At 50.2% G+C, this 18,365-nt stretch carries 1 protein-coding gene; it reads left to right on the plus strand.

Annotated features, from left to right (window positions below; genetic code table 11):
- On the plus strand, window positions 1-18,241 hold an 18,241-nt coding region (locus GF409_07420), incomplete at its 5' end, for a biotin/lipoyl-binding protein (GenBank protein MBD3427038.1).
- Window positions 18,242-18,365: the final 124 nt, after the last annotated feature.

Below are 18,365 nucleotides of genomic sequence, written 5' to 3' on the forward strand. Positions count from 1 at the left end.
AACACTTGCCGGGAATATGGTCATTATTCCCGAAGGTTTGAGCAATAAGGGTGAAGTGGTCACGGTATATGATGCTCGAGGGCGCGCTATCCTCATAGTTAGGACCGGTTCTCACAAGCAGGATGAGGTAACGGTTTTCGACTGGGAGGAGACAGAAACAGACGGTAACGTAAAAGGTGAACTAAGGCAGGCCGATCCGATCGGGCTGAGCAACGTCTCACATAATGTTGGTGACTTCCAGGAGAAGGAACAGGCCGAAAAACCCGATGAGCGAGAAGATGATACACCCGCTGTTCCCCCGCTAAAAGAGAAAAGCACTCCGGATGATGCTGGAAAGACCGGTCCCGAAGAGGCCCAAGACGATAAGCGCTCTTCGGATAAACGGTTCAAGCCGGATGAAAAAAGAGACCAAAGAGGGCTGATGACATATGAAGAGGCCCACGGTGTGTATGAAAACCTTACTGATTGGAGAGGGAAAGTATCATCTGAAGAGGGTTCAGTGGAGAGGCTTAAACTGGCTATGAGAAGTGTTCTCGGCCTGATAGCGGAGGGGGAGATAAAGATTCACTGGCACGGGTTCGGCAGGCAGAGGCTCGCTTGGCAGATATACCGATGTCTTGAGTTCACCCTTGGCAAGAAGGCGATGGGCAGGGATCCGGGGCTGGTCCTTCTGAACAAGGCTCTGAAACACAAGAAAAAACCGGAAGCTCTCAGGGAAATTCTCGGTGAGTATGACTCGCTCGGGTATGACGCCTCGGAGGATTTTACCGGTAACCGGAAAAAGAGCATAGCCGATATCCTTGAAGTGGTACTGCGCGACTCCTATTACATTAAACAGGCCGAACACAGACTGGAAGAGGCCACGGTCACTCGGGAGCTCGCCGGTTCCGGAAGGCTCTTTTGGGATGTAGGATTAAGTTACGGTATATCTGATGGTCTAACAGGTTCTCCCGGCAACCGTCTTCTGAGGAGGGCGGAAACGGATGCCCGTGAAACCGCAGTACGCTTAAGCGAGGCCAGAAGGGAGTTGGAGGAGGATAGAGCCGCATTGGAGAACGACCAAAGACAGCTGTATGAGGCATATCTTGAACTGGAAGACGACCAGGCGGCCCTGCGTAACGATCAGCAACAGCTGGCCGAGGCCCGGCTTGAGCTGGAGGATGATCTGGTGGCTCTGGAAAACGATCTGGAACAGCTTCAAGAAGCGATAGAGGACGAGGATGAAGAACGTATAGAGCAGGAACTGGCGGAAATAGCGGAAAATGAACGGGAAATAGAGGAGGATCGCGCCCGCATAGAACAGGAGCTGGCGGAGATAGAAGAGGGTGAGCTGGAGATACGGAACGATTACGCAAGAATAGAACGGGAACTGGCGGAGATAACCGACGATGAAGAAGAGATACAGAACGGTCTGGCCAGGATCAGGGCTCTTGAAGAGGAAGAGGCAGCTAACCGTGAAAGGATACGCGAACTTAATAAGCCCGAACTTCGACTTACATCAACCCTTGGAATGGTCTTATATGATGCGGGGAGGTCTCAGGATGTAGAATCCACTGAAGCTACCGAACGGCAAAGACGCATCAATGTGGAACTCGCCAAGCTAGAGCTCATGCACAGGGTTGTGGGCATATACGCGGGTATCATGACGGCTAAAAGGAAGACAAGTGTTATTGCTAAGCATCTGGCATCACTGAAAGAGATACGTGAAAAAGGCGCATCTTTCAACATGTCCAGCGAAGAGCTCCTTGTTCTGGATATGCACATAGCGAAAGCTGAAAATGAAATGTCGTCTCAGCAGAAGGTGGTACTCGACGGCAAATCCGAACTTAGATATATTATGGGCCTGCCCAGCGGCATCCGTTTCGAACTAGATGAAGCGGATTATTCTCCGGAGAGGATCGCACAGCTTCTTTCCCGCAGCAATATCAGGATGGACCGGTACCTTGCATTGATCCTTGCCAAAAAATCCGAGGAGATAGAATCCTTGCAGGCGTTGGTGCCGTCCAACGTATTCGAGCATTTGAACCTGAGCGTGGCGGCTGTGTGGGAAGAAGACCTGTTAAGGAGAGTGCTCTATGATAATCTAAGAGATCCGAGTTTTCTGGGGGTTAGAGCGGGGATGGTCTTCGGTGACATGAAAAGGCAGAAAGCTGCCAGAAGGGCCCTGCTGCTGTATCTGAAGGCCATAGATGAATACAAGCTGATCGTAAGAATGCAGTACACAATGGCCGCAAGGGCAAAGGATACCATCCAGACCCTTACAGCCGCGCAAAAAGAAAGGTTGGATATTGCTGGTAAAGCCAGAGAGCACGTTAACGGTATAAGGACCAGGTACGATTCCGGGATCGGGGGTCTGCTATCCCTTCTGCGGGCTATGGAAGAGGCTAAGAACGCCGAGGTGGAGAAAGAACTCTCATATAACCTGCTTTTGAGGGCAGAGGTAGTTCGGGCCAAGTCACGTGGGACCACGAAAATGGACCTTGATCAATATGACCTGGAGCAGCTTGAGAAGATAGCCGACCTTATAGAAGAATACTGGGACGAATGGGAGGAGGAAAGATTCGCGGAAGCTGAGGTAGTATGGCTCAAGGTCAGGGAATATTTGCCCGGTCTGGTGATGCCCATGAGCGAAAGGCAGACCGATGAATATATCGGAAAAGTAGATAAGGCCATTGAACGGTTAGAGGATATGACCGAGGAGAACAGGAAGACCACCGACGAGCTTGAGGTCTATATCCGTGATAATCTTTCCGTGGAAGAAAGGCGCAAACTTGCCAGGCATATCAAGGAATTTGAAAAGGGTCTGTGGACCCTTGGCAACTTTTTGAGAGGAAGAGTTAAAAGCGACGAGGAGATGGCAGAGTTGATCGATGGAATATCGACCATACTTCCCGGACTTGACATACCCCGGGGCGTTGACCACGACGAACGGGAAGATATCGTCAGGGGAAAACTCCCCGTTATAACCTCTTCGCTTGATATGGCGCCATATTCGTTAAAGGGTACCTCTATTGTGGATATGTTCCTTGTAGCATGTGAAAGAGGCCGGCTCGGCCCCGCGCAAAAAGACGTTGAATTAGCGCGCAACATGGCGAGAGATGACGTGAAAGTCTTCAGGCCCATAGTCAATATAGGTGCGAGTATCGGATTAAGCGGAGACATTTTCGACCCGGGGAACTTGAACTCCACGAATTTTATTAACGGTTCGGGGTTGGGGATATCTATTGCGATCCCCCTCAACAATCCGGGAAAGAGAGAAAAACGCGAAGCGGGCAAAGAGTTCGTTCTTTCCTCGCTTATAAAGCTTAAACTGGCGGAACGGGAACTCCAGGTGAATATAGCAAGGCAGCTTGTCAGGATGCATTCACTCATGGAAAGATACAGCAACCTGGATGAGAAAACAAAGAACCTGCAGGCGAGGATAAACGCACTGCGGTCTAACCCCAGAGTTTCAGGCATCCAGATTGAAAGACTCCAGCGAGAAAAACGGAAAGTGCTTCTTGAACAGAAACACGTACTTCTCCAGTTTAAGATAGCGAGGAACAATTTAAGGGACATACTCGGGCTTGAGTATTCTGACATAATGATGATCGATAATATCACCAATAAGGATATAGAAAAGATACTGGATACCCTTAAAGAAAGCCTTGAGGGGAACTTTGTGGTCTCCAGTACGGTAGAGATGGTCAAGGAAGGGTCCATGGTCACTATAGGACCGGATAATGAACTTGCGGCCAACAACATCCCGACCGGACTTACTGTAGCAGGCAGGAGGAAGATACGGATCCTGGCCGTCCGAGACGAGAAGAATGATTATATGGGCCAGATCGCGCTTGACAGGGGCAAAGTCCTCTCGAGTGACATTAAAAGCATCCCCGAGGGTTCGCGTGTAACCATCGCCCCGGATAATAAGATGATTGTAACTGATCCCGACGGGGAAAAGGTCGATACCAGCAAGATATGCGCCGGTGATATCTCGCTGAGATACATTGTTTCCGTTACCGATAGCGAAGGCGAATCGGCGGGAGAGGTGCTTATAGATTACAGAACCGGGGATGAAGCCCTTAGACTGGGAATCCACAGAGCCGAGAGAAGGGGGTACGCTCTTTCATCTGTAGCCATCATAAAAGAAGGGGATCAGTTCAGTCTGGTGATCTCAGTCTCTCCGTTCGCTGCCAGCGGATGTCCTCTGGCCATTTATCCCAGATTTCCTGATTCCTGGCTGGACTGGAAGTTCCTGGGGTGGTTCAACCTGCCGGGATTTCTGACGGGGGCTCACGCGAGACAGAAAACAAGGAAGATCCTGAGCGGTCTGGCGGTGGAGGAGTCAAAAAGGCAGGACTTGTTGCTGCGCAAGGCCGAACAGATCGCCCAGCGCCAGAAAGAAAGTGCCATAGAGCTATACCGCCTCGCCGACAAGAAAGTAAGACTGGCCCGGAACGGACTTGAGATATGCGACGAGCAGATAAAACGTCTTGAAGCAAATATGGACGGCCTGGCCGATCTGGGGCGGCTGGAAAGGCTGAAGGCCGAAAGGATAAGGCTTTTGGGGATAATAGACCAGGCGGAGAACAATCTTGCCGTGATGAGAATACTTCTTTCAGTCCTGGATGTGAAAGAGTCTGAAATAAAAGAAGCGCCGGATCTGGGTGAGGTAGTCAGCCTTGACCGGGCCATATCGAACATAGGTCAGAGGACGGAGGACGCGATAGCCCGTCTTGATATAAGCATAGCGAGGCAGATGCAGAAACTATCCTCCTTTGCCAGCATGTTCGAGCAGGAAATGACAGCCGGCGTGCATTTCTACGAGGGAGGGGACGGCACCTCTGGTATCACGGTATCGCTGACAATCAAGCCCGATATGCACGGCGCCGAGATGGCCAAACTGGATGTGGAAGACAAGAAGATCATTACCGGTCTAAAGATGGAGAACGCCCGGAAAAGGATCATTGAGCTTTACGGCGCATACGCCAGGGCGGCCATGAGAGTGGCCGAACAGGAAGCAAAAATAAGAAAGCTGAACCTTTTGACGGGCGCGCACAGTGGAATGGATGACCCTCAAGCGGACAGGTCGATGGACCGAAGAGCTGCGGAACTTGAACTGACGCGGGTCAGGTTGGCCAAAGCCGATACCAAAGAAGCCTTAACATTGGGCATGTCGGAACTGCAGATACTTCTTGAGTCAAAGACTGGAGTAGCCGTTGATCTTTCATACCTGATGGAAAGAATGGATACATACCGCGACAGTAGCTCCTTGGATGCGGATTTCAGGCGGGGTTTAGAATTGGACAGGGACAAGGCCTTGCAGCACATGAGGAACAGAGGTAAAAAGGCGGAGCTGGCCGAAGACAGGGCGCTATGGTCAGTGCTTCCCACTCTGACGGCTCAGGGAGGATGGTATGATATGGGCAGCGGCCCAAGCTACATGCTTTCGGTTGCAACAAGGATCTTGGGCAGCGGAAGGTCCATCAGGGCCAAACTTGCGAGGCTTGAACAGAAAAGGTACAAGGCCGCCGAGCTGAACAGGATCAGGCAGATCAGATACGAATGGGACCTTATAAGTAACGAATTGGATATCGCCATGAAAGAATCGAAGAAGCTAGACGAAGCACTGGGCGATATCGAGAAAAGAATAAATTACGTGCTCAACAGGAAAATCGCTGATCATGCTCTTGGTGGCAGAACCACGGCTCGTGAAATAAGAAGACTGGTTGAAGAATACGAAAGTCTTAAATACCGTTATTTTGAAGCGAATATACGCTTGAACATCTCTTACGCAAGAGCGGTCAACATGCTCAACAATCTCATGGGAATAGAGGCCACGACCGAATTGCTCGGCGAACTGGCCGATGCGCCTGATAGGTCATCGGCGGGCGAGGATCTTTTGAACAAAAATGTAAAGGCGGGTGCTAAAAGACCTGACGGTGATGAAACAGTAACCTCTCCGGCGGGACCGGTATCCAAGGGGGCGGAACGCAAAAAGGATGTTACCTCGGAGGATGAAAAGGCTGTTCCCCCTGTAAAAGAAAAAGCCCCACCTTCAGATAAGGAAGTTCCGCTTGAGGAAGAAAAAATCCCCCCGGAAAAAGAGATGAATCCCTCCGGGAAAAAGAAGGTTCCCGAACCCCGGAAAGCTCTTGCGGGCGAAATATCATCTCGGGGAAATATGTCGCTTGCGGGCATGGTCCCGGCAATGAACATCGCGGGCGTGGATCTCAGCGGGATGCTTGACTCGATAGATTTGTTCTACGACAGCCTTAAAGGGGACATAACCATCATGCTGGATGATTTCAGGGGTTCTAATAAGGCACAGGAGAGCGGAGACGCCGTTGTTTGTGAAATAGAACCCGTTATCGGCAATGGCCGATATACGATCCAGCGTATCAGGCAGGAAGGTGAAATGGTCAAAAAGGGCGACTGGCTGGTCCAGTTCGATCCCTCTTTTCTGGAGAAGGAGCGTGATGCGCAGGAAAAACTTATCAATCAGACAGAAAGGGCGGTTGCCGAATCGCAGGAATTACTTAGAGAAGCTCTCCAGCAGAAGAAGGCGCTCACCGAGCAGTATGCCGAAGACAAGAGAGCGACAACCGTAAAGGTTACAGCTGCCGGGGAAATGCTCAAGCAGGCGGAGGAAAGGATAAAAACGGCGGAGCTCAACCTCAATCTGGCAGAGGGGTTCGTGCAGGCAATAAGAGTTCTCTGGGAAAAGAAGATTGCTTCGGAATTCGAATATAACAGGGCTCTTGAATTCAAGAATGAAGCTGTCAGAGTAAGACAGGAAGCTTATGCCGAGCGGACCAGGGCTAGAAAGATACTAGAGGAAGCAGAGACCGAGATACACTTGGTGGAAGCGGTCTTTTCAAGGCAGATGGCCGTCCTGGACGGTATCGTGGAAAGATCGAAGAAGGATATCGAAGCCGCGAAGGAAAAACTCCGTTTGCAGGAAGAGAAACTCAAGACGCTGAAGAAGAATATAGATAGATGCACTATCTACGCCCAAAGGGACGGGATGGTGCTTTATTCGAATGTTACCGGAGTATATTTTTTCACCATTCCTCTTAAACCGGAGAACGAAACCGTCATCGGACCGGGACTTTCCGTTCCACACGGCCGGGAAATCATGCGCATAGTGGATCCGGGATCCATGCTCTTCAGGCCCCGCTCCGCACTCGACAAGAGATCTACTATAACCTCAGAGGTCAGAACCGGTGTCGGCAGCCGGCAGGGAAGTATCGGTATCCCGATCAAGACCATCGTTCCGGCAGGTGCATATGTGGAAAAGGGCGATATTATAGTTCAATTTGATGATTCGGTCCTCTTGGACTTCAAGAGGCTGGAAGAAGAGAAGCTCCAGGAGACCAGGAGGCTCATTTCCGAACTTTCATCTTTACTCGGTGTGGCAACAAGAGCAAGAGCTGTATATCTTAAGAAAGAATATCCAGCGCGGGTCTGCAATGCCGAGGCACGGCTTAAGGAAGCCCGCTTGGTCCACGAGCAAAGGAAGAAAGACGTTCTTGTGAGTTCAAGAAGGACGGCCGCTTTGAAGAAAAGGCTGGAAATGGCGGAAAAACTCGCAGCTAGCAACACGGTTCCAAAGAGCGAGGTTGACGCTTTCCGGTCCGCTTATAACAGTTCCCGGATAGAAGAATACACCGCCAGGGCCGCGATGGAATCGGCGCGATACACGGAAGCGGCCGCCGAAGCGGACTTGGAACGCGTAAAAAGCGAGCGCGACAGGATAATAGCGGTTTATGACAGGGAGATAAGGACCGCCCGGGAAAAACTTCGTTCGGCAAGGGCGGACGAGGCGATAGACCTAAAAAGGATCGGATTCTATGATGATCAGATAGAAAAATGTACGATAAGGGCCACAAGATCAGGCAAGGTAACTTATATCAATAATATGCTCATTACGCTGAGAGGCTCCAACCTGAAGCCCGTCGAAAGAGAACTGGTAGTGGGCCAGGGCACCATAATGCCACCGGGAGTCCCCTTTATAAAGATCACCGATATCGAACAGGAACAGGCATCTCCCGCAGCATCCAAAGAGATAGGTTCTTTTATCGATAAAAAAGCGGCGCAGGAAGAGGTTCCCGGCAAGAGAAGTGAACCGGTGTTATGTAAAATAAAGCCTCTCAGGTTATATAACATAGTCGGGTACGGCGCCACGCTTACCTATATAGTTCCCGATGGAGAATTCGTGCGGAAAGGCGATAAGCTGGCTGAATTCGATTCATCCGTTTACGAAAGAGAGCGTGATCTGCAGAAAAAGCTTATAACAGAAACGGAACTGGCCTATATTTCCGCGAAAGAATCTCTGACAGAATCGGAAAAACAGAAAAAAGCCTTTATCGAGCGATACGATGAGGACAGGAAATTTCTTGTCGAAAAACTGAAAACCGGTGAAAGGATGCTGGCAGATTCGCAGCAGAAGCTAAAAAGAGCCGAGGATAATATTGTTCTGGCCAGAAGGAATATAGAGAGACTGGATATTCTGGCGGAACGATCCATTGTTTCCTTGGTTGAAAGGCTTGAAGCCTTTCTGGTTCTCAATGACGCCCAAAGGGCCAAGGGAAGAGCCGAAATGGAGATCGCCGCCGCCCGACGGATACTGGAAGGGACTAGGGCCGAACTAGAAGTTTTGGAGGCGGTGAAAGTTCGCGAGACCGACAGGTTTAACGGTATGATCGAAAGAGCGAAAAGCGATATGCTGGCATCACAGGAGAAACTGAAGCTGCAAAAGAGAAGGTTCAAGGGCATAGAGGAGAACATAGACAAGTGTGTCATTTACGCGCAACACTCAGGAAAAGTAAACCATTCCAACCAGCTTAGTGCCAACCTTTTTGGATTTCCTATTAGACCCGTTCCGCGGAACGTGACAATGGGACCTCGTATAACCGTTGGATATGCCCAGAAGATCCTGTCCATCGATACTTCGGTCACATTACCCGGTGAGGCGCAATCCGGGAGTGAAGATGAAGGCGTCACGCTTATCGGCGCCAATGTCAGCACTGCCTATGACAGCGGGAGCGGTGTTGTGTATCCGGCCATCAAGAAAATACACGTGGAAGACGGCGAATACGTCGAAAAAGGCCAAGTCATAGCCGAATTGGAGTCTTCCGCTCTGGAAATGCTGAAAAGGGAAGCAGAGATCCGGCTCAGGGAATCCAACAGGCTTATTGCCGAGGCGGGTTCTTTGCTTGATGAAGCGAAGAGGAGACATAAAGCATACACCAGTATGGAATACCCGGCCCTTCTGCTGGAGGCTCAGGAGCGATTTAACCGGTGCAAAAAAGATTATGAGGCCAGAAAAAGCAGTCGCGTCTCCTCCGAGAGAATAGTCGCATTAAGAAAGGTGCTTCTTGATATGGCGAGAAGGGTCCTTGCTTCCAATACGATCGCTATGAGCGCGGTCGAGGAATTGCATGCTGCTTATAACAGCGCGATCATGGAAGAGAAGACCGCTTCTTACGAGGAATCTCAGGCGCTTTTAAGGATGAAGCAGGCCGAATCCGAGATCGAAAGGCTACGGTATGAGCATAAAATGCGGTTGGCTGCTTTGACCAGAGAGATGAACACGGCCAGGGAAAGACTTCGTCTCGCGCGGGAAAAAGCGGCAATAGACCAGGGAAGAGTGGATTTTTACAGAAAGCAGATCGAGAATTGTGTTGTAAGAGCTACCGTCTCGGGAACGGTCTCTTTCATGCATTCACTGCCAGTGTTCTTTATCGGGATACCTCTTAAAAGGGTTCCGAGAGAAAGGATCGTCGCGGAAGGATCAATTGTAGGGCCGGAGCCGTTCATCAAGATAACACATGCCGCGCGATCGGATGCCCGGAAGACCGACAAAGAGATCTATGAACCGGTATCGACCAGCAAAGTACCGGAGGGTGCTGTTGCGATAACATCCGGTGTCGAGGCTGTGAGCTTCGGAAGAAGAGGCGAACACGGGGCCATGATCCTGGAGATAGCTCCGGAAGGCAGGGTAAAGAAGGGGCAGCTCCTGGTAAGGTTCGACATATCGGCACAGGAGCGGCTTATGCCGCAACTGCGCAAGCTGATCAATGAGCAAAGGATGATCTCTTCCGATTCTTCCAGGAATATTGACGGCTACCAGAGTCAGAGGAAGATACTTGAAGCCAAATTGGAAATACTTCGCAAGATACAGGAAGAAGTATCACGGGGAGGTGAGGACATGGCTTCTTACGCCCGAGAGGTCCGCGCATTGGCGGAGAAGAACATCACTCTGGCCGATAAGAGGATACAGAGGGTGGAAGAGCTGCTTGAGAAAATGATAGTTGCCAAAAGAGAGCATCTTGAAGTTCAGATACAGGCCGAGGAGGAACGGATAATACGCGACAGGGCGTTGAGGGAATTGGCGGTTGCGATCCTTATGCAGGAGCAGGGGGAAAACGTCTTTAATATTCTGAGGGCACAGATGAACGATGAGCTTGCTATTCTGGACGGGCTTATCGAAAGGGCCCGGATAGACCGGAAAGCGGCACAGGCCGATATAAGGACATATTCTAAGAAGATCGAACAGATCCGGAGGAACAAAGAGAATTCCGTAATTTATGCTCCCGAAGACGGATGGGTAAGATATACGCATGATGTCGGCAAGAGTTTTCTCGGGATACCCATAACTTATATCGACAATCCTGTATATATCGGTACAGGTTGCGTTGTGAAAAACGGTCAGACGATCATGCATTTGTTCGAGGAAAAGCCCCAAATCGAGGCTAGCGAAAAGAGAGAATCATCTTCCAGAGGTGTTCAAGTAATATCGACCGTCCGAAGCGGCGAAAGCGATCGGAACGGACCCAGAGGAGCCAGGATACTCAAGATACCCAAAAAGGACGGTGATCACGTCAGAAAGGGAGAGGTCATTCTGGTGCTGGATGATTCCGAATTACAAAGCGCTAAAAAACAGGCGGAAATAGAACTGGGCGAGCACCGCAGAGCAGCGGCCGAATATGCCGCGTTACGGGCGGAAGCCGAACGGGAGCTGACTGAATATCTATCCAATGAATATCCCGCGCTGGTCGAACAGGTTAACTCCAGGATCAGAGAGGCAAGGACACTGGGCAAAATCCTTGAGGTGATGGTGGATACGGCAAGTGATACGGCCAGGATAAAAAAAGCGGAATATGAAGCCCTTAAAAAATTAAAAGCCAAGGGTGTCTGTTCTCAACAGGAACTGGAACTTGCCGAAGCGGACTGGAATAGAGCTTCTCTCAGCGTGAGGAGATTATCTTACCGGCTGAGATGGACGGCCATGACGCTTAAGGAAGCCGAGCAGGCCCTGAAAGCGCTTGAATACGATAAGATGAGAAGAGAGTCCGAGCTAAAAGCCCGGATACAAATAAATACGGAAAAAGCGGAGATAGCTCGGGAGAATGCCGAAATATGCGAAAAGACCATTGCTTTCTACAAAGGTCAGATTGCCGATTGTCTGATAAAGGCTCCAAGGTCCGGGATAATAAAATATAATAATCAGGTCTCTTATACTTTTTTTATCAACAGGTGGACCCCCCGGGAAATAATAATAACGGTAGGGTATGAAGTAGCGCCGGGCATGACCGTTGCGACTATATCAGACCCAACAACCGCTTCTTCTGAAAAGCCTTCCGGATTCAGCCTTTCGCCTATAGGCATAATAGCTTTTATATTACTCATGACGAATATCGCAAGAGCGATATACAAACAGATCCGATCAGGGCTTAATGTGAAATATCATGAGGATCCTCGTCACATAGGTCCGCCTGATCCGGGAGATGAAAAGGAAAGCACTTTAGTCGAAGAAGAGTCTTCGGAACAGACTTTTGGGGAAGAGGCGCGCAGAGCCGAAAAGGAAAAAATAGAAACTGAGAAAGAATCTCTGAAAGAGCCCAAGGTGAAAATGAGTGCAGAAGAGGCTATGAAGATCCTTGCCGGCGAGATCAAGATAATTAACCGTGCTATCGGAAAAATGAAAAGGATCCAGAGTGCGCTTGAGTGGAGAGAGACTGAGATTACCAAAGCTCTGGAAGAGATAAGGTCGGACAGAGGGGCTGGCAGGGAAGAAGAGTTCAGGCATCTTTACGAAAGTATGGCAGAAGAACTGCACGAGAATCTGGGGCCGCGTAACAATGATGAAGTAGCTATTGAACTCGAGGATTCCAGGGATAGAATATTATCCGCTTTATCTGTTCTGGTTGAGGGAGATGCCAGGGCGGCAAGGGCCCGTAAGAGACTAGATCTGGCGCGTGAGCAGAACATCTCATTACGTGAACGCATTGAAAGATTACTCGCATCCATTCAGAGCATAAAACCCCGGGATGATGAGGACATTGGGGGCCCTGTTGAGAGTGACAGACGGAAACCGGGAACAGATGAGCCGGAACAGGGCGATATTCCTAGTGACGGCAAAGATAAAAATGAAGACCCCAACAATAGGCGATCCGGCGGGAAAGGCCCCATATTGGGGGCCATATTACTATTTTTTCTGGTGCCCCTCAACGGCTGTGTCAAGAGCGTTGCATCTGCGGGAAAAAGTGCTGATTCTGTCTGGGGATCCCCTCTTTTCGGAGAAGGGTTTTCCTGGTATTCTTCATTGTCCCAGACATATCCCGCGTTCAATGTTCTGAGTTTTGTTGCTTCTGCGGCACTCATAATGATAATAATCAACAGTCTGCTGGTCATGGGCAGGGACAGCAGGAAGGAATCGGTCTCCCGTATAGAGACCTTTACCGCCAGACCAGGCTTATTCATCTCTTTTGCGCTGAGCATCGCTATTTTAACCGCTTTCACGGGAATTCCCTCGCTTGCTTCCTGGTCGCAGGCCGTGGAGATAGTGAAGATAATCACCGTGGGAGCGGTTTTCGTCACATATCCTTTTTCTATAGCGGGAACATATCTGATAGGTTTCTTTCGGAAAGCCGTGAACTTCAGGGTGCGGTTACCCATTCCCACCGGTGTCGTCAAACTGAGGTATAATTCAGTGCCTATGTCTCTTTCGGAGGGAACGAAGCGTCTGTTCAAATGGTGGGCTGTTCTCTCTTCGGTGGCGGCTTTCCTGGTATATGTTATGCCTTCTTATATCCCCGTGCCGTCGACGCAGGGGCCGAGCATTACGCTCAGATACATTGCCGGATGGATAATGCACCATTATAATGAAGTTTCGGTCATACATCCGTATGTCAGTATCATCAAGTGGGGAATAGTAGTGCTGGTCGCCGCGGCACTTGCCGAGATGGTCACGAAGAACCTCCTCAAGTATTTACAGGATGATTCCCGCGTTCTGAGGCGGGTGGCATCAAAACTCATCATACTCGGTTTGACGGCGGGATTCTTATATATCGCTTCTCCATATCTTCCTGCCCTTTTGGCTTTTCCCGGCGGGGTCACGATGATGCAGATGTTGCAGGTAACAGAAGTTGCGGTCCTTATTACTATCGGTTTTGCGTTCTATTTTCTCATAGGCGCTTACATAATGGGTATGTTTTCTTCGCGCGTTAACCGCATATTTCAGGTCCCGCCGCTATTCAATATACTGATAGCGAGATTCCGCAGTAACGCTCCCCGACTGATCGCGCTGAGGAGAGTTGCGGTCTTCATCGTTTCACTATTCGGCATTGAATGCTTGCTAGCCAGCATATTGCCGTCGCCGTTCCTGGTCCAGTTCAGGGATATGTACAACGATTTTTCCTCCCGGAATCCCGGGATCATAGTCGGGGCCTGGCTGGGCATGACGGTTCTATTGACCGCGTTCCTGGAATGGGGAAGCAATATATTATCCAGGATATTCCCATCAATGAGAAAGGGGTCTATCGAAAAAGTCACTAAACTGTTGTCCTTTACTGGAGCAGCTCTTGCTGTTTCTTTTTTCGTGGTTGGTTTTCCTCCCCTTTCCGCGTGGTCACAGGTCGTTTCCTGGCTGGGGATCTTCATGCTTGTGGCGACAGTGATAGCCATGCCGATACAGATAATCGGTGCCTTTTTCCTGGGGATACGAGCGAGGGTCCTTTACCTGAGGGTGTTGACGCCTTTCATGGCCCATGTCAAACAAAGGATACGTGAAAAGGAGATGCACCAGTCGGATGCGGTCTTCAGGCTCCTAAACATATGGAAGTGGTTGATCGTAGGATGCGCCGCGCTGTTCTATGGCGGACCCCTGGTGTTCACACCCGAAGCGCTCGGGGGCCGGGCGCACAACCCCATATTGGCGACCATTTATTCAAAAGCGGTTAAATGGACGGTCTTTCTCAGCGATCAGTATCCCTTCTTTAATATCATTTTCTGGACCGGGGTTGTTCTCCTTCTAGCGGCCATATTGGAAGTTGCTATAGCGAAAACTGTGCGGACCAGAACAGGGGACGAATACATGATCAACAGGCTTACGGCGAAAGTTTCCGCGGTCGCGATAGTACTTCTTGCCGTGGTGTATCTCGGGCCGATACCGATGCATTTGAAGGCCGCGGGCATGGCGATCTCACTTATGGGTATGATGGGAACCGGGATAATACAGTTTATAATGAGCTTGTCTGCCGCTGAACACAACGGCATGGCTGGAAAAATACTACGGTGGATATCGGTATCTTTTCTGGCTATTGGCCTCATCTTCCTCCTCCCGGCGTTCCCCGGGGTGGTTTCGTGGGCGAGTTTCTGGCCGGCCGCGGAAACAGCCGCGCTTATTCTGGCGGGATTTTCCGTATATTTGATGCTGGGAGGTTTTGTGATGGGTATTTTCACCCCCCGCATAAACCGCGTTATCCAGCCACTGTTCACTTTCTTTTTGGTGACCAGGTTGCGTTCCGAGGATTCACCCATGACCGTGGTAAAGAACATGTTCAAATTCACGGTCATTATGGCTGCATTGGCGTATTTATTCAGTATGGCTTATTCGTTCCCGGCTCAGGCGGTTAATCTTTCTATCCTATTGTCGGCGGGTTTGCTGCTTCTGGCATCGTCGACCGGGTTCAACTTATGGAAGAAGCGGGAAGCCTTCCATCGGGCGAAGATATCCCCTCACCGGCGGGAGGAGAAGTTCGAGCTTGAGAACATCAACAACGAACCCAGGATGGCAAGGGATATGATGGAGGCTATGGGCATGATCGGTGATATATACAATCCGACAAAGACGTATTATTACAACCACAGCCTTTACCTTGATACGCCCGGCTACAGATGGAAGGGGCTTGGCTATTTCATACGTCATCCTTTGAGCGAGGTTCGCCAGATGCTCACGCTTCAACCGCAGCTATTGACATATTTTGCCCGGGAGAACAATTACCGCAGTTACCGTTTCAAGGCCCGTATACGCTGGTATGGCGACAGGGAGCTTATAGCTAAGATATTCAGCGTAAAGATCTCTGAGGAGATGACCGCCGAGGGCTTTATCGAGAGCATGAGAAGGTCCATTGCCCCGGGGGATGACCTGGGGCGCAGATTCGAAACTGTTGTATCCAATCTGCCGGAGGAGAGCGCCGGATACACGGCAAAGCAGATGAAGTCGAAGCTTCTGGATCTGGCGGGACAGACGAAAGTCGACAAGGGCAAGATCCATCTTGAAATAAAGAACCGTCTTGATACAAGGATGTGGAAATTCGAAACGGGGGTCTGGGAATGGGCGGTTCCGTACATATTCGCCCTTGCCGACGGCGGAACGGTAAGGATGAACGGGCACGTATATGTTTTCAGGGAAAGCCGTCAGACCGAGGACTTTTTCGGGATGGGCAGGAAGAAGAGCCTTCCCGTTGTTTTCAGAGTGGACAAAGAAACGTCTGAGAAGATAGTTGCCGAGAAAATAAAAAGAACAAGCGATGGTTACAGGGTCTTTATTGACGGCAAATGGTGCTCTTTCAAAGACAGTGACATTGACAGGCAGAAGATAGATTATAGTTGGCTTCCCGAAACATACCAGGGTAAAAAGTGCCGGGGTGACAGAGCCTCCGAGGCCGGTCTCAGAGAATTCTGCACATATATAAAACAGTACCGGCTTGTACCCACGGTACAGGTCAGCTATGAACGTTTGGAATTCGTAAGTGCCGACGGCGACAGGGATGAGCTTCTCAAAAGACTGATCCCGCTGGCGCTTGAATACCGCGAAAGAATGAAGAACAGCCCGGATGCCGCTTACTGGCGAAGTATATACAGATCGCCCGCGGGCAAATATCTGCGCGTTATCCTGGATTCTGAAGATCCGGAGCATGCGGATATCCAAATAGCTCCGGAGGATCTAGATTACCTGAGGATGACGCTCGACATGAACGTCAGATGGAGGGTCTGTGACGATCTGCATGACCCGACACTTTTTACCGGCCTGGAGGAATTCAGGCGCACATGGCCAGACCGCACGATATTAGAGGTTAAATACAGGGGCAAAAGGGCCACGCCATGGGTCTATGATATGGTCAAGGAACTAGATAAAAGGAGAGAGAACGAGCCGGTGAACGATCATCCCATAAGAAGACAGCCTGCTGGAAAGTACTGCGACAGCGTCAGCGTATGGCTGTACTGGAAATTCCTTGAGAAGGCATTTAAAACACGATCCGTCGGTCAGGCGATATTGCGGTTTTTGGGTCTGGAAAAAGGCTATCCCGAATCGCCCAACAGTCCTAAATGGGCAGGGTTTACCAGACACCGTTTTGGCGAGATTTTCGATATCGATAAGAAAAAGCCGTATGATCCGGTCCATGGGATCGATCCGCTTGGTTACGGTCTGTCGGTGGAAGCTAAGAAACGTAACGGCCTTCGCAGCCGTGATGACGAGGACGACTCTGATGAAGATATCCCGCCGGTCGGGCCGGAAGATGAGCCGGAACCTTCTTTGCCTGGGGAATCTGAAAGCACTGTGGACGAAGAAGATAGTGCCGCCGGGAGCGAGGAGCAGGAGGAAGTGCCTTCCGATCAAATTGAAATAAAACCGGAACGGGAAATGCCGGAAGAAATGTCTGAAGAAACACCTCCCGAGAATCCCGCTGAAGCAGCAGAGCAAGCGGAAGTTTCCGTAAGAACGGAGGAAAAGCCGGATGAACAAAAAGGTGTCCCTTCCAGTATAGATGAGGACAAGATATACGGGGGAGAGCAAAAGATCCAGCAAGAAGAACCCCCTCAGGAAATAACCCGGGAAGAGGCCCAGAAGGCTCTTTCAGAAGCTGCAAGGACCATTAACCGTGCAATAGGCAAGATGAAGGGGATCAAGTCCGCCGTTGATTGGAGAAAACAGCAGGTGCGCAAGGCGCTGGAGGATTTCCGTGGCAGATCTGAAAAGGCCGGCGAGGAAGATCTCAGGTATCTTAGGGATAATCTTGATACGGATGTCCGCGAGAAGCTTGCTCCGCGTAATAATATGGAAGTCGCGGATGAACTTGATCGCTCACAGGGAATGATCATGAGAGCGGTTTCTCTCCTGAGAGAGGACGATCCCGGTGTGGTCAAAGCCGTTAAGCGTCTGCACATGGCGCGGGAGCAGAACAAATCTATGAGGACGCTCATAGAGGAACTTTTGCGGCTGATCGAAGGTTTCCCGGCCCGGGAAGAGGTGCCTTCCCGGTCAAGCGGAACCGAAGTCGGCGGCACGAGGCCTCAGGCGGAACCGAAAAGCCGGGCGCAGACGGAGATACGTTACAGGCTTCTCGAAGCTTCCGGGGATAAAGCTTTCGCCAATGCTTTCGCGGACGCTATTTTCTCGTTTTACAGGGAGAAGAGGAAGATAGTTTTCGCTTTTGACAGTTATCTGGGTGGGGGCCAGGGGACCAAGGCCATAAAGCTGCTTGAGATGGTCGATGATCTTAAGGCAGATAACCGTTATGCCGAGTTCCTTGAGAATATAGAGGTCATGCGCTTCGATACTTCCCGGGGAGAGAAGGGGCTTCGCGCTTTACGGGAGAAGATTAATTCGGGGGCGCTGGTCTTTTCGTTCGCGAGAGATACCGCCGAGGCGCGAGATAACATGAAGAACATGATAAATGACCCTGATCATAAACTCTCGTTCATCAATGAAGAGATGGTATCGCGTATTCTTTCTACCGAGAAAGTATATTACCCGCTTTTTGAGATCGTTACCATAACTCTTGCTAGGTATATCGATGAGATGAGCATCGATGACATACAGGATATAGGCGAGAAAATAGCGGTGCGGGCCCAAGTGGAAGGAGGCGCCCTCATTTTCACGATATTGACTTCCATTAAACGTTTTGAAACCAACCGGGAGCTTTTGCAGCACTATGCCATGAAGAAAAAGGTGCTGCTGGCGGCCTAAACCACTCCAAGCTTCATTCTGGAAAAGACTGCCTTTTGGCAAATATTATAGTTTTGACATAATGTTCATAATATTGTAACATTTCTGTGACAATGGGATAATATGCTAGCAGCGGGAACGAGAG

Source organism: Candidatus Omnitrophota bacterium, from assembly GCA_014728045.1.
GTDB lineage: Bacteria > Omnitrophota > Gorgyraeia > Tantalellales > Tantalellaceae > WJMH01.